Annotated in this window: 15 protein-coding genes, 2 tRNA genes and 1 pseudogene; 1 reads left to right on the top strand and 17 read right to left on the bottom strand. The window is 58.5% G+C overall.

The window, feature by feature from the left end:
* Positions 1–97: 97 nt before the first annotated feature.
* The 11 genes from infB to rlmE all read right to left on the bottom strand — a co-directional run bounded on the left by infB (position 98) and on the right by rlmE (position 11,218).
* Positions 98–2,617 (bottom strand): translation initiation factor IF-2, encoded by a 2,520-nt coding sequence (gene infB / locus E3Z29_RS06540; RefSeq protein ID WP_027610783.1) that lies wholly within the window; start codon positions 2,615–2,617, stop codon positions 98–100.
* Positions 2,618–2,644: 27 nt separating this feature from the next.
* Entirely contained in the window at positions 2,645–4,126 is a 1,482-nt protein-coding gene (gene nusA / locus E3Z29_RS06535; protein ID WP_003221546.1) for a transcription termination factor NusA, read from the bottom strand.
* 47 nt (positions 4,127–4,173) lie between these two features.
* Positions 4,174–4,632, bottom strand: coding sequence for a ribosome maturation factor RimP (gene rimP / locus E3Z29_RS06530; protein WP_007973115.1), 459 nt, complete (start codon positions 4,630–4,632; stop codon positions 4,174–4,176).
* Between the two features lie 138 nt (positions 4,633–4,770).
* Positions 4,771–4,847, bottom strand: a tRNA-Met gene (locus E3Z29_RS06525).
* A gap of 97 nt (positions 4,848–4,944) precedes the next feature.
* Positions 4,945–5,030, bottom strand: a tRNA-Leu gene (locus E3Z29_RS06520).
* Positions 5,031–5,052: 22 nt separating this feature from the next.
* Complete coding sequence (secG, locus tag E3Z29_RS06515) at positions 5,053–5,439, bottom strand: preprotein translocase subunit SecG (RefSeq protein WP_027610782.1); 387 nt, start codon at positions 5,437–5,439, stop codon at positions 5,053–5,055.
* Between the two features lie 4 nt (positions 5,440–5,443).
* Positions 5,444–6,199 carry a triose-phosphate isomerase gene (gene tpiA, locus E3Z29_RS06510; RefSeq protein ID WP_008088336.1) on the bottom strand — a complete coding sequence of 252 codons (756 nt, stop codon included), beginning with the start codon at positions 6,197–6,199 and terminating at the stop codon, positions 5,444–5,446.
* 65 nt (positions 6,200–6,264) lie between these two features.
* A complete protein-coding gene (glmM, locus tag E3Z29_RS06505) occupies positions 6,265–7,602 on the bottom strand; it encodes a phosphoglucosamine mutase (protein ID WP_027610781.1) in 1,338 nt (445 codons plus the stop codon).
* 16 nt (positions 7,603–7,618) lie between these two features.
* Positions 7,619–8,470 (bottom strand): dihydropteroate synthase, encoded by an 852-nt coding sequence (folP, locus tag E3Z29_RS06500; protein ID WP_098967152.1) that lies wholly within the window; start codon positions 8,468–8,470, stop codon positions 7,619–7,621.
* Between the two features lie 8 nt (positions 8,471–8,478).
* Positions 8,479–10,386: an ATP-dependent zinc metalloprotease FtsH gene (ftsH, locus tag E3Z29_RS06495; RefSeq protein WP_027610779.1), complete on the bottom strand. Its 1,908-nt coding sequence runs from the start codon at positions 10,384–10,386 to the stop codon at positions 8,479–8,481.
* Positions 10,387–10,588: 202 nt separating this feature from the next.
* Positions 10,589–11,218 (bottom strand): 23S rRNA (uridine(2552)-2'-O)-methyltransferase RlmE, encoded by a 630-nt coding sequence (rlmE, locus tag E3Z29_RS06490; protein ID WP_003221536.1) that lies wholly within the window; start codon positions 11,216–11,218, stop codon positions 10,589–10,591.
* Between the two features lie 101 nt (positions 11,219–11,319).
* Between rlmE and E3Z29_RS06485 the strand changes: the two genes are divergently transcribed.
* A complete protein-coding gene (locus tag E3Z29_RS06485) occupies positions 11,320–11,628 on the top strand; it encodes a YhbY family RNA-binding protein (protein WP_003221534.1) in 309 nt (102 codons plus the stop codon).
* Positions 11,629–11,637: 9 nt separating this feature from the next.
* Here the strand turns inward: E3Z29_RS06485 and E3Z29_RS06480 are convergent, their stop codons facing one another.
* From E3Z29_RS06480 to dnaJ, 6 genes and pseudogenes are all read right to left on the bottom strand, one after another.
* The gene (locus E3Z29_RS06480) at positions 11,638–12,042 is read right to left on the bottom strand and encodes a hypothetical protein (protein WP_027610778.1); all 405 of its coding nucleotides are present in this window, start codon (positions 12,040–12,042) and stop codon (positions 11,638–11,640) included.
* A gap of 28 nt (positions 12,043–12,070) precedes the next feature.
* Positions 12,071–12,545 (bottom strand): annotated as a pseudogene (greA, locus tag E3Z29_RS06475) (transcription elongation factor GreA).
* Positions 12,542–15,763 carry a carbamoyl-phosphate synthase large subunit gene (gene carB, locus E3Z29_RS06470; RefSeq protein ID WP_007961429.1) on the bottom strand — a complete coding sequence of 1,074 codons (3,222 nt, stop codon included), beginning with the start codon at positions 15,761–15,763 and terminating at the stop codon, positions 12,542–12,544. Before carB ends, greA begins: the two are co-directional and overlap by 4 nt.
* A gap of 126 nt (positions 15,764–15,889) precedes the next feature.
* On the bottom strand, positions 15,890–17,026 hold the full coding sequence (gene carA, locus E3Z29_RS06465) for a glutamine-hydrolyzing carbamoyl-phosphate synthase small subunit (protein ID WP_027610776.1): 1,137 nt from the start codon (positions 17,024–17,026) through the stop codon (positions 15,890–15,892).
* 257 nt (positions 17,027–17,283) lie between these two features.
* Complete coding sequence (gene dapB, locus E3Z29_RS06460; RefSeq protein ID WP_134785409.1) at positions 17,284–18,090, bottom strand: 4-hydroxy-tetrahydrodipicolinate reductase; 807 nt, start codon at positions 18,088–18,090, stop codon at positions 17,284–17,286.
* 9 nt (positions 18,091–18,099) lie between these two features.
* Positions 18,100–19,224, bottom strand: coding sequence for a molecular chaperone DnaJ (gene dnaJ, locus E3Z29_RS06455; RefSeq protein WP_003221522.1), 1,125 nt, complete (start codon positions 19,222–19,224; stop codon positions 18,100–18,102).
* Positions 19,225–19,498 lie beyond the last annotated feature (274 nt).

Here is a 19,498-nt window from a genome sequence, read left to right as displayed (position 1 = left end):
GCCTGACAAAAGCCAGACCGGGCGTTGCGTTTAGAGTCCTGACGCCGTGGCGCGCATCTGCATGCGGCGGCTCGGCGTGGCCCTTGAAGTGCGCGAGTCAGAGGCTGCGAGCAACCTGAACCTTCTCGAAGACTTCGATCTTGTCACCGACTTTGACGTCGTTGTAGCTCTTCACGCCGATACCGCATTCCATGCCGGCACGTACTTCGGAAGCGTCATCCTTGAAGCGGCGCAGGGATTCCAGCTCGCCTTCGAAGATAACGATGTCTTCACGCAGTACACGGATCGGACGGTTACGGTGCACAACACCTTCGATCACCATGCAACCGGCGATCGCGCCAAACTTCGGCGAACGGAACACATCACGCACTTCGGCCACACCCAGGATGTTCTCGCGAACATCGCTGCCGAGCATGCCGGTCAGGGCTTTCTTGACGTCTTCGATGATGTCGTAGATCACGTTGTAGTAACGCATGTCCAGACCTTCCTGCTCGACGATCTTCCGTGCGCCAGCATCAGCACGCACGTTGAAGCCGAACAGTACAGCGTTGGAAGCCAGTGCCAGGTTGGCGTCGGATTCGGTGATACCACCGACACCGCCACCGACTACGCGCACTTGCACTTCGTCGTTGCCCAGGCCGTTCAGAGCGCCCTGCAAAGCTTCCAGCGAACCACGGACGTCGGATTTGAGGACGATGTTGAGCGTCTTCTTCTCTTCCTGACCCATGTTTTCGAAGATGTTTTCCAGCTTGCCGGCGTGAGCGCGAGCCAGTTTGACTTCGCGGAACTTGCCTTGACGGAACAGAGCCACTTCACGGGCTTTCTTCTCGTCGGCAACCACGCTCATCTCGTCGCCAGCGTCTGGTGTACCGTCAAGACCCAGGATCTCGACCGGAATGGCCGGACCTGCTTCCTTGATCGGCTTGCCGTTCTCGTCGAGCATGGCGCGCACGCGGCCATAGTTCGAGCCGACCAGCACCATGTCGCCTTGACGCAGCGTACCGTCCTGAACCAGCACGGTGGCCACCGGGCCACGGCCCTTGTCCAGACGCGATTCAACGACAACACCCCGGCCAGGAGCCGATGGGGTGGCGGTCAGTTCGAGTACTTCGGCCTGCAGCAGAACCGCTTCGAGCAGCTCGTCAACGCCGGTACCCATTTTCGCCGAAACCGGTACGAATGGAGTGTCGCCACCCCAGTCTTCGGAGGTCACGCCGTGAACCGACAGTTCGCTGCGGATGCGATCGAGGTCGGCACCCGGCTTGTCGATCTTGTTCACCGCAACCACCAGAGGAACGCCAGCCGCCTGAGCGTGCTGAACAGCCTCGATGGTTTGCGGCATCACGCCGTCGTCCGCCGCAACCACCAGGATCACGATGTCGGTCGCCTTGGCACCACGGGCACGCATTGCGGTAAACGCAGCGTGACCCGGGGTGTCGAGGAACGTCACCATGCCACGGTCGGTTTCAACGTGGTACGCACCGATGTGCTGGGTAATGCCGCCGGCTTCGCCCGCTGCTACCTTGGCGCGACGAATGTAATCGAGCAGGGAAGTCTTACCGTGGTCAACGTGGCCCATTACGGTCACGACTGGCGCACGGGAAACTGCCTCACCTTCAAACTTCAGGGACTCGGCCAGGGAATCTTCCAGGGCGGTGTCGCTGACCAGGGTCACTTTGTGGCCCAGCTCTTCAGCTACCAGTTGAGCAGTTTCCTGATCGAGTACCTGGTTGATGGTCGCTGGAGTGCCCAGTTTGAACATGAACTTGATGATTTCAGCAGCCTTGACCGACATCTGCTGGGCGAGATCGCCAACAGTGATGGTCTCGCCGATCTTCACTTCACGCACGACAGGACCGGTAGGGTTCTGGAAACCGTGAGCGTTGCGTTTTTTCAGCTTGGCCTTGCCGCGACCACCACGACGGAAGCCATCGCTTTCTTCGTCGGTAGTGCGTGGCGCCACACGTGGAGCCGGCGCTTTTTCTTTGACCGATGCGCGATGCGGAGCGTTTTTGCGCTCGCCATCGCCACCACCGCCGCGACGATTGTTATCGTCGGCACGTGGCTTGTCCGGACGGCGCTGTTCGTCACGCTTGCGAGTGTCGGCAGCCGGCGCAGCAGCAACCGGCGCGGCGTCGCGCACGGGTTCAGCGACTGGCGCAGGTGCTGCAACAGCTTCGGCAGGAGCGGACGGCGCAGCAGCAGGCTGGCGACGCGCTTCTTCTTCAGCGCGCTGCTTGGCTTCTTCTTCAGCCTTCTGACGAGCAGCATTTTCTACTGCGCGACGCTCTTCCAGTTCACGCTTGCGCTCGGCTTCGATTTCTTCCGGGCTACGCTGTACGAAAACTTTCTTCTTGCGAACTTCAACGCTGATGCTCTTGCTACCAGCCACACGCAGGGTGCTGGTGGTTTTACGCTGCAGCGTGATCTTGCGTGGTTCTTCCACTTTCGCCTTGTGGCTGCTCTTCAAGTGAGTCAGCAGGGATTGCTTCTCACTGTCAGTCACATTTTCTTCGGCGGCGGTGTGCGGCAGACCTGCCTCACGCATCTGCTGCAACAGGCGCTCTACCGGTGTTTTGACCTCATCGGCCAGTTGTTTCACCGTGACTTGCGTCATGCACTTCTCTCCTCAGGCCGCGCCTAATTACTCGAACCAGTGGGCTCGGGCGGCCATGATCAACTTGCCGGCACGATCATCGTCAATGCCGTCGATGTCGAGCAGGTCGTCAATAGACTGCTCGGCCAGGTCTTCGCGGGTAATTACGCCGCGCACCGCCAGTTCCATCGCCAAATCCTTGTCCATACCCTCAAGCGAGAGCAGGTCTTCGGCCGGATGGGCGTCTGCCAGCTTTTCCTCAGTAGCGATGGCTTTGGTCAACAAACGATCCTTGGCACGAGCGCGAAGCTCGTTGACGATATCTTCGTCAAAGCCGTCGATGTTGAGCATTTCTTCCAACGGTACGTAGGCAATCTCTTCCAGGCTGGTGAAGCCTTCATCTACCAGCACCTGAGCCAGTTCTTCGTCGACTTCCAGCTCGTCGATGAAGTTGCGCAGGATGTCGCCGGTTTCTGCTTGCTGCTTAGCCTGGATGTCCGATTCGGTCATCACGTTCAGGGTCCAGCCAGTCAACTGGCTCGCCAGACGCACGTTCTGACCACCTCGACCGATGGCCTGAGCCAGGTTGTCTGCGCCAACGGCGATGTCCATTGCATGGGCATCTTCGTCAACGATAATGGCCGCCACTTCTGCCGGCGACATGGCATTGATCACGAACTGCGCCGGGTTATCGTCCCACAGGACGATATCGACACGCTCGCCACCCAACTCGCCCGACACGGCCTGGACGCGCGAACCGCGCATACCGATGCACGCGCCCTGCGGGTCGATGCGCTTGTCCTTGGAACGGACAGCGATCTTGGCACGCGAACCCGGATCACGGGACGCCGCCATGACTTCGATCAGGCCTTCAGCGATTTCCGGCACTTCGATACGGAACAGCTCGATCAGCATTTCCGGCGCGGTACGCGACAGGATCAGCTGCGGGCCGCGGTTCTCGGTGCGGATTTCCTTAAGCAGTGCACGCAGACGCACACCGACACGGAAGGTTTCGCGAGAAATGATGTCTTCACGGGCCAGCAACGCTTCGGCGTTGTTGCCCAGATCGACGATCACGTTGTCGCGGGTGACTTTCTTCACGGTGCCGGAGATGATTTCTCCCAGGCGCTCGCGATAGGCGTCGACCACTTGAGCGCGCTCGGCTTCACGCACTTTCTGCACGATGACCTGTTTGGCGGTCTGTGCTGCAATGCGGCCGAACTCGATGGATTCGATCTTTTCTTCGACGACGTCGCCGACCTTGGCGCCCGGATGCGTTTCGGCAACCTTGCTTGGCCAGGTTTCGATCGCAGGATCGTCGAGATCATTCTCTTCGACGACTGTCCAGCGACGGAAAGTCTCGTAGGAACCGGTGTGGCGGTTAATTTCCACACGCAGGTCAACTTCGTCTTCAAAACGCTTTTTGGTAGCAGTGGCCAGAGCCAGCTCCAGCGCTTCAAAAATCACGCTTGCCGGTACGCCCTTTTCATTGGATACCGACTCAACAACCAGCAGTACTTCTTTGCTCATCGTACGCCTCGCCTTTCGCAAGCCATTGGATCCGCGGGATCCGCGTCTCAGTCAAAACTGGGAATAATGTTGGCCTTGTCGATCATATCGATCGGCAACAGGAATTCATGGTCTTCTACCTGCACCACGACATCCTGTTCTTCTACACCGCGCAGAAGGCCCTGAAAGTTGCGTCGACCTTCAAAAGGCGAGCGCAGCTTGATCTTCACTTGTTCACCGGCAAATTTTGCAAACTGCTCAAGAGTGAACAGTGGGCGTTCCATGCCAGGCGAGGAAACTTCGAGGGTGTATTCAACGGAGATCGGATCTTCAACATCCAGGACACCGCTGATCTGACGGCTGACAATGGCGCAATCGTCCACCAGCACGCCACCCTCTTTATCGATATAAACGCGCAACATCGAGTGACGACCTTGAGCCGAAAACTCGATACCCCAGCATTCATAGCCTAGGGCCACGACCACCGGGGCCAACAAGGCCTGCAACTCTTCTAGCTTGCTCGACACCTGAACCCCCTCGTGCATGTAAATGCATGCGCTGCAAAATAAAAAAATGGGCGAAACGCCCATCCTTGAAACGCCGTCGAACATCGGCGTAGAAAGTGTCCAGCTAACAAAAAGCCCCTGAAAAGGGGCTCCTTAAACTGGTTGCGGGGGCCGGATTTGAACCGACGACCTTCGGGTTATGAGCCCGACGAGCTACCAGACTGCTCCACCCCGCGACAAAGCTGGGGCGGAAGTATACGACCGATCCCTTATAGGGTCAATGTAACCTTCCACCTGCAAGAAAGCCCGCAACAGCGGGCTCTCCTGACTAATTGGTACCGAGAAGGGGACTCGAACCCCTACACCCTATGGGCACAACCACCTCAAGGTTGCGTGTCTACCAATTCCACCACCTCGGCAAAACTACGTTTGAAACCCTTCTTACTTCTGCTCTTGAGCTGGAGGTACGTCAGTCGCTGGAGTAGCCGACTTTTGCTCTTGAAGCACCGGGACATCATCAGAAGCCGGTTGTTGTTGCTTAGGCACTTCCAACACTGCTGGATCTGGCAAACCTGCTTGAGTCAGCTGATGAGCCTTCTCTTTAGCAAAGTAACCTAACCCCAAGCTGGTTATGAAGAAACCGGCGGCAAGTATAGCAGTAAACTTACTAAGAAAGGTAGAGGAACCTTGGCTTCCGAACACAGTATTTGAAGCACCTGCTCCGAAAGACGCGCCAGCGTCCGCACCCTTACCCTGCTGCAGCAAAACCAGAGCAACTACGCCCAATGCACCCAGCAGATGAAAAACGACTACGACTGTTTCCAGCATTTTTTCAGTTTCCCGCGGCGCGACAAATCGCACCGAACTCATCTGCATTCAGGGAAGCTCCACCAATGAGCCCCCCATCGATATCCGGCATGCCGAACAGTTCGACCGCATTGGCCGCCTTCACGCTGCCGCCGTATAGAAGGCGCACACCTCGTGCGACTTCAGAATTCTCTGCCGCCAACTGCTCGCGAATGGCTTTATGCACATCCTGAGCCTGTTGCGGCGTTGCAGTCAGTCCGGTACCAATGGCCCAGACAGGCTCGTAAGCAATGACTGCCTTGGCAAAGGCACCAACACCCAGCTCCTCGATGATGCTGCCCAGCTGACGCCCGACAACTTCAAGAGTTTTTCCGGCTTCGCGCTGCTCGAGGGTTTCCCCTACACACAACACCGGAATCAAGCCACATGCCTGTGCCGCTGCGAACTTGCGATTCAGCATCCCGTCTCGCTCGCCCATTATCTGGCGGCGTTCGGAGTGCCCGACAAGCACCAGGGAACAACCTGCATCCACCAACTGACTAGGAGCAATCTCGCCAGTCAACGCACCTTGCATGGATTCCACCGCAGAATTTTGCGCACCGACCGAAATCGATTTGCCTTTCAAGCCATCAATCACTTGATTGATATGCAAGCAAGGCGGGAATACCGCGACATCAACACCGCTTGGCAAGGCCAGATGACGAAGGCCGTTGATCAGCTCAGCGACGCTGGCGCGGGTACCGTGCATCTTCCAGTTACCAGCTACCATAGGGCGACGCATGCTGTACCTCGTCGGTCAAAGTGGGCGCAGATGTTACCCAACACAATCATGGCTGGCAAGCCGAATCAGGCAGAAACTTCACTTACCAGTTTTGCCAGTTCTTCGGCGTAGCTGCGAACCTGAGTTTCATCCTCACCTTCGACCATCACGCGCACCAAAGGCTCTGTACCGGACTTGCGCAGAAGTACCCGGCCACGCCCCGCCATTGCCTGGGTGACACGCGCACTGGCTTCCTTGACCGCCGGATGCTCAAGCGGACTTTCACCGCCACCAAAACGCACATTGATCAGCACCTGAGGACACTTGCGCAAGGCCTGACGCGTTTGCGCAAGACCTTCATTACGGGCCTTCAGTGCCATCAGCACCTGGAGCGCAGCAATGATCGCATCACCGGTGGTGGTGTGATTGAAGCAGACGATATGCCCCGAGTTTTCACCGCCTACCAGCCAGTCGCGCTCCAGCAGTTCGGCGATCACATAACGGTCACCGACATTGGCACGAATGAATGGAATCGAGAGCTCTGCCAGCGCGAGTTCAAGACCCAGGTTGCTCATCAGCGTACCGACTACGCCGCCCTGCAATTTGCCCCGCCCGTGCAGATCGCGCGCAATGATGAACAGCAACTCATCACCATCAACGATGGCGCCAGTGTGATCAACCATCAACACCCGATCACCGTCACCATCAAAGGCGATGCCCAGATCAGCGTGCTCGGCCAGAACCGCGGCCTGCAGCTGACCCATATGGGTCGAGCCGCAATTGTCATTGATGTTCAGACCGTTGGGCTGCGCCGACAGCACGACCACTTCAGCACCCAGCTCACGGAACACACTCGGAGCAACCTTGTAGGTCGCACCGTGCGCACAATCGATCACGATCTTCAAACCGGAAAAACTGGTACCGGTCGGCACACTGCTTTTGCAGAATTCGATGTAGCGGCCGGAGGCGTCATTGATGCGCGACACCTTGCCGATCTTGCTCGACTCAACCACAGTCATTGGGGTATCGAGCAGCTCTTCGATCATCAGCTCCAGCTCATCAGGCAGCTTTGTGCCCTTGCCGGAGAAAAACTTGATGCCGTTATCGTCATGCGGATTGTGCGAAGCACTGATCACGATCCCGGCTTCAGCCTGGAACGTGCGCGCCAGATAAGCAATGGCAGGCGTCGGCATCGGACCGAGCAGCATCACGTCCGCACCAGCCGAGGTCAGGCCTGCTTCAAGTGCCGATTCGAACATGTAGCCAGAGATGCGCGTGTCCTTGCCGACCAGCACCTTGCAGGCGCCCATCTTGCGAAAGGCCATACCCGCCGCCCAGCCGAGCTTAAGCATGAAGTCAGGAGTGATCGGATATTCACCCACACGACCACGAATACCGTCAGTACCAAAGTATTTCTTGCTCATAAGTGCTCCATCATTTTTATTCGGCTGATTCCACGGCCGCGAGCATGCGCACCACGTCTACCGTTTCCGCCACATCATGGACGCGCAATATACGCGCTCCTTTAACCGAAGCGAGTGCTGCGAGAGCCAGACCACCATAAAGACGCTCACCCACGAGGCGGTTCAATGCGTGGCCGATCATGCTTTTGCGTGAGACACCAACCAATAGCGGACGCCCCAGCGCATGCAGGGCTTCCATATGCTTGAACAAGCTTAGATTGTGCTGCAGGGTTTTCGCGAAACCGAAACCGGGATCAAGAATGATCCGTTCGGCAGGAATACCCGCCGCCGCACATTGAGTCATGCGCTCTGCCAGAAACTCACCCACTTCCCGGGTAACGTCCTGATAATGCGGATTGTCCTGCATGTCACCCGGCTCGCCGAGCATGTGCATCAGGCAGACCGGCAACCCGGTCGCGGCTGCGGCATCCAGCGCGCCATCGCGGCGCAGCGAGCGCACATCATTGATCAACCCGGCACCCAGGCGCGCCGTTTCACGCATCACCGCAGGCGTCGAAGTATCGACCGAGATGACTACATCCAGCTCGCGATTGATCAACTCCACGATCGGAGCTACGCGTTCCAACTCCTCCAACGGCGAAACCGCTCGAGCGCCAGGCCGGGTCGATTCGCCGCCGACATCGATCAGCGTCGCACCAGCAGCCACCATGGCTTCGGCGTGGCGCAAGGCCACGTCGAGCTGGTTGTATCGGCCACCGTCGGAAAAGGAATCGGGAGTGACATTGAGAATACCCATGACATGCGTCTGAGCCAAATCAAGAACCCGGTTGCCGCAAGGCAACCGGGTCAGAGACTGTACAGAAGTCATTTCAAGCCTTAAACGTCAGCAGCCGGACCGCCGATCGGTGTTTCCGGGCGCTCATCCTGAATCACTGGAGGCGGGGGCGTACCCGTGCCACCGGTCCAGTCACGCGGTTCGCGAGGCGTACGACCCGCCATGATGTCGTCGATCTGCTCGGCATCGATGGTTTCGTACTTCATCAGCGCATCAGCCATGGCATCCAGCTTGTCACGGTTGTCCGTGAGGATCTGCTTGGCCGTGCCGTAGCACTGGTCAATGATGCTGCGCACTTCGGAGTCGATCAGCTTGGCAGTCTCACCGGAGAAACTTGCATTCTGACCGCCACCACCGCGACCGAGGAACACTTCACCCTCTTCTTCGGCGTACATCAGCGGACCGAGCTTTTCCGACAGACCCCACTTGGTCACCATGTTCCGCGCAATCTGACTGGCACGCATGATGTCGTTGGAAGCGCCGGTGGTCACACCGTCGAAACCAAGGGTCATTTCTTCAGCGATACGGCCACCGTACAGCGAGCAGATCTGACTGATCAACGCACGTTTGGACAGGCTGTAGCGATCTTCTTCCGGCAGGAACATGGTCACACCCAGCGCACGACCACGTGGAATGATCGAAACCTTGTAGACCGGATCATGCTCAGGTACGACGCGACCGACAATAGCGTGACCCGCTTCGTGATAAGCGGTGTTCTGCTTCTCTTTCTCGGACATGACCATCGATTTGCGCTCGGCGCCCATCATGATCTTGTCTTTGGCCAGCTCGAACTCTTTCATTTCGACGATGCGCTTGCCGCTGCGTGCAGCGAACAGCGACGCTTCGTTGACCAGGTTGGCCAGATCGGCACCAGAGAAGCCCGGGGTACCACGTGCGATAACGGCCGGGGCAACGTCGTCACCCATTGGCACTTTGCGCATGTGAACCTTGAGGATCTGCTCGCGACCACGGATATCCGGCAAACCTACAACGACCTGACGGTCGAAACGGCCCGGACGCAGCAGCGCAGGGTCGAGTACGTCAGGACGGTTGGTAGCGGCGATCACGATGATGCCGTCATTCATTTCAAAGCCATCCATCTCTACCAGCAACTGGTTGAGAGTCTGCTCACGCTCGTCGTGACCGCCGCCCATGCCGGCGCCACGGTGGCGACCGACGGCGTCGATTTCGTCGATGAAGATGATGCACGGCGCATGCTTCTTGGCCTGCTCGAACATGTCGCGAACGCGGCTTGCGCCAACACCCACGAACATTTCAACGAAGTCGGAACCGGAAATAGTGAAGAACGGAACCTTCGCTTCGCCGGCAATCGCCTTGGCCAGCAAGGTTTTACCGGTACCCGGAGGGCCGACCATCAATACGCCGCGAGGAATACGACCACCCAGGCGCTGAAACTTGCCCGGATCACGCAGGAACTCAACCAGTTCGCCGACCTCTTCCTTGGCTTCGTCGCAACCTGCAACGTCAGCCAAGGTGGTTTTCACCTGATCTTCGGAAAGCAGGCGTGCCTTGCTCTTGCCGAAGCTCATCGGTCCGCCCTTGCCGCCAGCACCGCCCTGCATCTGGCGCATGAAGAACATGAACACCGCGATGATCACCAGGATCGGGAAGCTCGCCACCAGGAGTTGAGTCCAGATGCTTTGCTGTTCAGGCTGCTTGCCCTCAACCACAACGTGGTTGTCGACCAGGTCGCCGATCAGGCCATTGTCCTGGATCGCCGGACGAATGGTCTTGAAGCTGTCGCCATCGTTGCGCTTGCCGGTAATCACATAGCCATCAACGGCTACGCGCTCGACCTTGCCATCCTTGACCTGCTGGATGAAGTCGGAATAGTTGAGGGTCTGCGGCTCGTTAGGGCTGGAGAAGTTGTTCATCACCGTCACGAGGACTGCCGCGATGATCAACCACAGGATCAGATTCTTTGCCATATCGTTCAATTAACTACCCTCTGAAGCAAGCTCCGCTACTGGCGCGCGCTTCGCATGATATTCACCGGCCTAACTTACTACATTACCTACAACTCTGGCAGGCGCCGTCTGTAACCCTTTGTGAAACACTTTCTACACAATATTCGCTTATACACGCGGGGCAAAATACGAAAAACCTATCGCCCCGGCAAAAAACCTCGTTTTACTCGTTACCACCGCGGTAACCCCAAGCCAGCATATATTGCTCGCGGGAGCTGCCTCGGGAAGAATCCGGCTTGATCATCTGGATCTTGTCGAATTTCTTGCGGGCATCCTTCAGGTAAACATCGAAACCTTCACCCTGAAAGATCTTGATCACGAAATTTCCACCCGGCTTGAGTATCCGTTCCGCCAGATCAAGCGCCAGTTCGCAAAGGAACATGGCTTTCGGCATATCCACTTCAGGCGTACCACTCATATTGGGGGCCATATCGGAAATCACAAGGTCCACCTGCGAATTACCCACGGCCTCAAGGATTCGCGCGAGCACTTCGTCCTCGGTGAAGTCACCCTGAATGAAGGTAACGTCCGGGATGCTGTCCATTTCCAGAATGTCCGAAGCGATCAGACGCCCCTGACCGCCGATCAGCCGACTGGTGACCTGCGACCAGCCGCCGGGCGCTGCGCCCAGGTCGACAACGCTCATGCCGGAACGGATCAGCTTGTATTTCTCCTGGATCTCCAGAAGCTTGTAACTTGCACGCGAACGGTAGCCATCCTTCTGCGCCTGCTTCACATAAGGATCGTTGACATGTCGTTTCAGCCAACCAAGGCTTGTCTTGGAACGCGCCATTGGGCACCTCGATGATTAGGGTCGTGATTAATTGGGCGGATCCACGAACCCTCGGGTAAAATGGCCGCCATTTTACAGAATCCAGACGAAAGGGTCAGATTATGCCGCTCACTCCAGAGCAGAAGAAACAGTACAAATCCATTGGCCACCACCTGAAGCCGGTTCTGACGGTGGCGGACAACGGTCTGACTGAAGGTGTATTAGCCGAACTCGAACGCGCACTGGCGGATCACGAGCTGATCAAGATCAAGCTCAACATCCTCGATCGCGAGTCGCGCCTGGCGCACATTGCAGAGTTGTGCAAGGTCGGCAAGGCTGACCTGGTTCAGGTCATCGGCAAGATGGCACTGGTATATCGCAAGAACTTCAGCGTCAACAAGCAGCTGTCGAACGTTCATCGCTTCAAGTGATGACAAGGGTCAAGGGTGTGCTTCGCGCACCCTGCCACTCCATCCCGGCAGTGGCTGCAACACCAACACCACACCGGAGAAGCCCAACAGCAGAAAACTGAATTCCTGCCAGCGCTGCGCTTGCGGCCAGCCGACACGCACTGCAATAAACATCGCACACGCATACAACGCCATCAGCAACACCTGCCCGCGAAAATCCCGCCATAGACTGGCAAGGCCATCGGCCTGTACCAGCACCAAAGCCTGAAAAATCACGCATGCCGCGGCAAAACCCGCCACCGGCACTTCGAATGCATCGGCAACTTCATCGATCAGCAACGGTGCCAGGCCAATCTTGCCCAACACCGGTCGCAAACCGAGATGTATCAACCAGAAGCCGCCGACCCACAACATCTGGGTCAGCTGCCAAAGCATGGCGCCCGCACGTAGCGGGCGCCTGCCTTCAGATGTGACGGACTTCGACAATCTCGTACTCGATAACGCCACTCGGCGTTTTCACGGCGACCACATCACCCTCTTCCTTGCCGATCAAGGCACGGGCCAATGGCGAGCCGACCGAAATCTTGCCGAGTTTGAAGTCAGCCTCATCCTCACCCACGATGTGGTAAGTGACGCTTTCATCAGTCTCGACGTTGGCGATTTCGACGGTAGTACCGAAGATCACTTTACCGGTGTGCGGGATAGTCGTGACCGATGATCACCTGATTCTGAATCCGGCCTTCGATGTCACGGATCCGCGCCTCGACCATGCCTTGCTGTTCGCGGGCGGCATGGTATTCAGCGTTTTCCTTCAGGTCACCCAACTCGCGAGCGGTACCGATGTCCTGGCTGAGCTTCGGACGAACGACCTTGGTCAGGTGAGCGTGTTCTTCTTCCAGGGCTTTCGCGCCCTGGACGGTCATTGGGTATTTGATCATGCCTTCAATCCTGCGTGTAGATCCTGCAAGCGGCGCACGGTCTTCTCGGGACCGAACTTCAGCGCTTCGCAGATAGCTTCGCCCGCAGCAATGGTGGTGGTGCAGTAGATCTTGTGCTGCAGGGCATTACGACGAATGGAGTAGGAATCAGCGATCGACTGACGGCCTTCGGTGGTGTTGATGATCAGAGTGACTTCGTCATTCTTGATCATGTCAACCACGTGCGGACGCCCCTCGGTCACCTTGTTCACACGGCGCACTTTCAGGCCTGCAGCTTCGATCAGCTTGGCAGTGCCGGCAGTCGCGACCACTTCGAAGCCCAAGTTGATCAGATCACGGGCCACGCCTGCAACCAGCGGCTTGTCATCATCACGCACGCTGATGAACGCGGTACCGCCGGTCGGCAGCACTTCGCTGGCGCCCATCTGGGCCTTGGCGAATGCTTCACCGAAAGTGTCGCCGACGCCCATCACTTCACCGGTGGACTTCATCTCTGGGCCGAGGATCGGGTCAACACCAGGGAACTTGGCGAACGGGAACACCGCCTCTTTCACGCTGTAGAAGTTCGGGATGATTTCCTTGGTGAAGCCGATTTCCTTCAGGGTCTTACCGGCCATGACGCGAGCAGCGATCATTGCCAGGGAAACACCGATGCACTTGGACACGAACGGTACGGTACGCGAAGCGCGCGGGTTGACTTCGATGACGTAGATGTCTTCGCCCTGCAGCGCCAGTTGCACGTTCATCAGGCCGACAACGCCCAGTTCCAGGGCCATTTTCTTGACCTGTTCGCGCATCTCGTCCTGGATGTGTGCCGGCAGCGAGTACGGCGGCAGCGAGCACGCGGAGTCACCGGAGTGAACGCCCGCCTGTTCGATGTGCTGCATGATCGCGCCGATCACCACGTCCTTGCCGTCGCAGACCGCATCCACGTCCATCTCGATGGCGCAGTTGAGGAAGTGATCAAGCAGCACCGGGCTGTCGTTGGACACTTGCACCGCATCACGCAGGTAGCGCTTGAGTTCGTCTTCCTTGTAAACGATTTCCATCGCGCGGCCGCCCAATACATAGGACGGGCGCACCACCAGCGGATAACCGATTTTCGCGGCAGCGCGAACGGCTTCGTCTTCGCTGCGCACGGTGGCGTTTGGCGGCTGACGCAGGTTCAGGCGCTCGACCATTTGCTGGAAGCGCTCACGGTCTTCGGCGCGGTCGATGGCGTCAGGGCTGGTACCGATGATCGGCACGCCAGCGGCTTCGAGGGCACGCGCCAGTTTCAGCGGAGTCTGGCCCCCGTACTGGACGATTACGCCTTTCGGCTTCTCGACGCGGCAGATTTCCAGCACGTCTTCCAGGGTTACCGGCTCGAAGTACAGACGGTCGGAAGTGTCGTAGTCGGTGGAAACGGTTTCCGGGTTGCAGTTGACCATGATGGTTTCGTAGCCGTCTTCGCGCAGAGCGAGGGCAGCATGTACGCAGCAGTAGTCGAACTCGATGCCCTGGCCGATACGGTTCGGACCGCCACCCAGAATCATGATCTTGTCGCGACCGGACGGCGCGGCTTCGCACTCCTCCTCGTAAGTAGAGTAGAGGTAAGCGGTGTCGGTGGCGAACTCGGCGGCGCAGGTGTCAACGCGCTTGTAGACCGGGAACACTTCCAGTTTTTGACGGTGAGTACGCAGATTCTTCTCGGTCACACCCAGCAGCTTGGCCAGACGCTGATCGGAGAAGCCTTTGCGCTTGAGCTTGAACATCAGGTCGCGGTCGATGGCGGACAGACCGAGGGTCTTGACCTTCTCTTCGTCCTTGATCAGATCTTCGATCTGCACCAGGAACCACGGGTCGATCATGTTCATGCCGAAGATGTCTTCGACGGTCATGCCGGCGCGGAAGGCGTCCGCCACGTACCAGATACGCTCGGCGCCCGGCACGGTCAGCTCGCGCTTGAGGATGCTCATGCTTTCCGGATTGCTCAGGTCGAGCTTCTCGTCCAGACCGCAAACACCGACTTCCAGACCGCGCAGGGCTTTCTGCAGGGATTCCTGGAAGGTGCGACCGATGGCCATGACTTCGCCGACCGACTTCATTTGAGTGGTCAGGCGTGCGTCAGCGTTGGCGAATTTCTCGAAAGCGAAACGTGGCAGCTTGGTGACGACGTAGTCGATCGACGGTTCGAAGGACGCCGGAGTCTTGCCGCCGGTGATGTCGTTCGACAGTTCGTCGAGGGTGTAGCCCACAGCCAGCTTGGCCGCGACTTTGGCGATCGGGAAACCGGTGGCTTTCGAAGCCAGTGCCGAGGAGCGCGATACACGCGGGTTCATCTCGATCACGACCATGCGGCCGGTGTCCGGGCAGATGCCGAACTGCACGTTGGAGCCACCGGTCTCGACGCCGATCTCGCGCAGTACCGCCAGCGAGGCGTTACGCAGGATCTGGTATTCCTTGTCGGTCAGGGTCTGTGCCGGAGCAACGGTGATCGAGTCACCGGTGTGCACGCCCATCGGGTCGAAGTTTTCGATCGAGCAGACGATGATGCAGTTGTCCTTTTTGTCGCGGACAACTTCCATTTCATATTCTTTCCAGCCGATCAGCGATTCGTCGATCAGCAGCTCTTTGGTCGGCGACAGGTCCAGACCGCGGGCGCAGATTTCTTCGAACTCTTCACGGTTGTACGCGATACCGCCGCCGGTGCCGCCCATGGTGAAGGACGGACGGATGATGCACGGGAAACCCAGACGCTCGAGGACGGCGTTGGCTTCTTCCATGCTGTGGGCGATACCGGAACGCGGGCATTCCAGGCCGATCGACTTCATGGCCTTGTCGAAACGCGAACGGTCTTCAGCCTTGTCGATGGTGTCGGCGTTGGCGCCGATCATTTCCACGCCGAACTTTTCCAGAACGCCTTCGCGCTCCAGGTCCAGGGCGCAGTTCAGAGCAGTCTGGCCGCCCATGGTTGGCAGCACGGCATCCGGACGCTCTTTTTCGATGATCTTGGCCACGGTCTGCCACTTGATCGGCTCGATGTACGTGGCGTCAGCCATGTCCGGGTCGGTCATGATGGTGGCCGGGTTGGAGTTCACCAGGATGACGCGGTAACCCTCTTCGCGCAGGGCTTTGCAGGCCTGGGCGCCGGAGTAGTCGAATTCGCAGGCCTGGCCGATAACGATCGGGCCAGCGCCGAGAATCAGGATGCTTTTAATGTCTGTACGTTTTGGCATGGGTTTGTCACTCAAATCCGCAGGTCAGTCGGCAAGCCGTCTTGATCGATTTCTGAAGCCCTGAGGGGCGCCACCGGTGTCGGGGCCGCCCTCGAGGGCTTCTCGCTACAGTCTCAAGGCGAACGCTTAGCGTCGCTTGGCCATCTCGTTGATGAAGCGGTCGAACAGGGGCGCCACATCGTTCGGGCCCGGGCTCGCTTCAGGGTGGCCCTGGAAGCTGAACGCGCTCTTGTCAGTGCGCTCGATGCCTTGCAGGGTGCCGTCGAACAGCGACTTGTGGATCGCACGCACGTTGGCCGGCAGGGTCGCTTCGTCAACCGCGAAACCGTGGTTCTGGCTGGTGATCATCACAACGCCAGTGTCCAGATCCTGCACCGGGTGGTTGGCACCGTGGTGGCCATGACCCATTTTCAGGGTCTTGGCGCCGGAGGCCAGAGCCAGCAGTTGGTGACCGAGGCAGATGCCGAAGACCGGAATTTCGGTTTCCAGCACTTCCTTGATCGCCTTGATTGCGTAGTCGCAAGGCTCCGGGTCACCAGGGCCGTTGGACAGGAACACGCCGTCCGGCTTGAGTGCCAGCACATCGGCAGCCGGGGTTTGCGCCGGCACCACGGTCACGCGGCAGCCGCGCTCGACCAGCATGCGCAGGATGTTCAGTTTGACGCCGTAGTCGTAGGCAACCACGTGGTACGGCAACTCGGACGCTTCGATGGTCGCGTGGCTGTCGGTCTTCAAGTCCCAGACAGTGGAGCGCCATTCGTACTTTTCCTTGGTGCTGACGACTTTCGCCAGATCCATGCCCTTCAGGCCCGGGAAGCCTTGCGCGGCGGCAATTGCAGCTTCTTCGGAGATGTTGTCGCCGGCCATGATGCAGCCGTTCTGTGCGCCTTTTTCACGCAGGATGCGGGTCAGGCGACGAGTATCGATACCAGCGATTGCCACAACATTGTTGGCTTTCAGGTAGTCGGACAGGGACATCGTGTTACGCCAGTTGCTCGCTACCAGCGGCAGGTCACGAATCACCAGGCCTGCGGACCATACGCGGTCAGACTCGGCGTCTTCCGGCGTGGTGCCGGTGTTGCCGATGTGCGGGTAAGTCAGGGTAACGATCTGCTGGGCGTAGGAAGGATCGGTAAGGATTTCCTGATAGCCGGTCATTGCGGTGTTGAACACCACCTCACCAACGGTTTGACCGTCGGCTCCAATGGCTTCGCCGCGAAAAATGCTGCCATCAGCAAGGGCGAGTATGGCTGGCTTAGTCAAGAAGACCTCCCGTAAATAACGCATGAAAGGGCAATCGCAGGTTGTAAAAAAGCGGAGTGACGTATGGACACGTCACCCCGCTTCTTCACCGAATTATTCTGCGCGCTTTTAGTGGACACACTAAAGCTGTAGCTTACAGAAAAAGGCTTTTTTGGTCCACCGCTAAAGAGCCTAAAAGGCCGGAGAATGCGACAGGCCGTCGCGCGGTGCAGAAAAACCAGCGCAAACCGGGCGTTTGCGCTGGGTAAAGCAGTCAATTAATGCAGGTCGAGCACGTCCTGCATGTCGTACAGACCCGGCTCGCGACCATCCAGCCACAACGCCGCACGCACCGCACCCTTGGCGAATGTCATGCGACTGGAAGCCTTGTGCGTGATCTCCAGGCGCTCGCCTTCGCAAGCGAACAGCACGGTGTGATCGCCGACCACATCACCACCACGCACGGTAGCGAAACCGATGGTTTCCCGCTCGCGCGCACCGGTGTGGCCTTCACGGCCATAGACCGCAACCTTCTGCAGATCACGATCCAGCGCCTCGGCGATCACTTCACCCATGCGCAGGGCCGTGCCCGAAGGCGCATCGATCTTGTGCCGGTGATGCGCCTCGATGATCTCGATGTCCGCATCATCGCCCAGCACCCGAGCGGTCATTTCGAGCAGCTTCAGCGACAGATTGACCCCAACACTGAAGTTGGCCGCGAACACGATCGGAATATCCTTGCCCGCCTCGGCCAGCAGTTGCTTCTGCGCAGCATCCAGCCCCGTGGTGCCGATGACCATGGCCTTGCCAGCCTTGCGACAGAACGCGAGGTTTTTCAGCATGACTTCCGGCAGGGTGAAATCGATCAGCACATCGAACTCTTCAGCCACCGATTCGAGATTGCCGGACAACGGCACACCGATGCGACCCAGCGAAGCCAGCTCACCGGCGTCCACCCCGATCAGCGTACTGCCGGGACGAACGATCGCCGCGGTCAGGCCGGTCAGCGGCGCGCGCTGTTGCACGGCCTCGACCAGAATCTTGCCCATGCGCCCGGCGGCGCCCATCACAGCTATACGTCGCATGCCGACTCCTTACAGATCGCCGAAGAAGCGCTTCACGCCATCGAACCAACCGGTGGTTTTTGGCGAGTGACTGTTGTCATCCGCCAGCGAGCTGCGGAACTCTTCGAGCAATTCGCGCTGACGACGATTCAGATTGACCGGGGTCTCGACCGCTACACGGCACATCAAGTCGCCCGCACCACCGCCCCGCACCGGCGCCACGCCTTTGCCGCGTACACGGAACTGCTTGCCGGTCTGGGTGCCTTCAGGGATTTTCAGTTTGACGCGACCGTCGAGGGTCGGGATTTCCAGCTCGCCGCCGAGCGCCGCATCAACAAAGCTGATCGGCACTTCGCAGAACAGATGTTTGCCATCGCGCTGGAAGATGTCGTGTTCGCGCACGTTGATCACCACGTACAGGTCGCCGGTCGGGCCGCCCTGGGTGCCCGCCTCGCCCTCGCCAGACAGACGAATGCGGTCGCCGGTATCAACGCCAGCCGGCACCTTCACCGACAGGGTCTTGTACTCTTCGACGCGACCGTCGCCGTGGCAGGAATCGCACGGATCGGAAATGATCTTGCCTTGGCCATGGCAGCGCGGGCAGGTCTGCTGCACCGAGAAGAAGCCCTGCTGCATACGCACCTGGCCGATGCCGCCGCAGGTCGGGCAGGTTGATGGCGACGAGCCTTTCTTCGCACCGGAACCATCGCATGGCTTGCAATTGACCAGTGTCGGAACGCGGATATTCACGGTAGTGCCGCGCACCGCTTCTTCCAGATTCAGCTCCAGGGTGTAGCGCAGATCGCTGCCGCGCTGGGCGCCGCCACGGGAACCGCCACGACCGCCACCGAAGAAGTCACTGAAGACATCGCCAAAGATGTCGGAGAAGTTCTGCCCGCCGAAACCGGCGCCACCGCCACCCATGCTTGGGTCGACGCCAGCATGACCGTACTGGTCGTACGCCGCGCGCTTGCTCGAATCGGACAATACTTCGTAGGCCTCGTTGGCCTCTTTGAACAGTTCTTCCGACGCTTTGTCATCGGGATTACGGTCCGGGTGATGCTTCATCGCCAGACGACGATAGGCCTTCTTCAGGTCTGCATCGCTTGAACCACGCTCTACACCCAATACTTCGTAATAGTCACGCTTTGCCATAAGTCTTTTGCACTCTTGAGGACGTTCGGCAAACCCCTCCTGAGGATGGCCAAACTCGTTGAGCCCCAATACAGGCCCGGACCCAACTCACGTCAATTCAACGATCCTGGTCTTTGTTTCTTTTGGTACTTGCGGCGCGAAAAGCAGGAGCATTCCCGGCCATACCAGCAGCAGGCGAACCTTGTCGCATGCTGTAAAAATTCGTGTATTCCAGATACGCCAACGCGGGAGCAAGCTCCCGCGCGGCGACATCCTACCAGTCACCGCCGCAAGG

Source organism: Pseudomonas sp. S150 (genome assembly GCF_004526365.1).
Classification (GTDB): Bacteria; Pseudomonadota; Gammaproteobacteria; order Pseudomonadales; family Pseudomonadaceae; genus Aquipseudomonas; species Aquipseudomonas putida_A.
The sequence above is the reverse complement of the archived record's forward strand: the minus strand, read 5'-3'. Positions and strand labels throughout refer to the sequence as shown.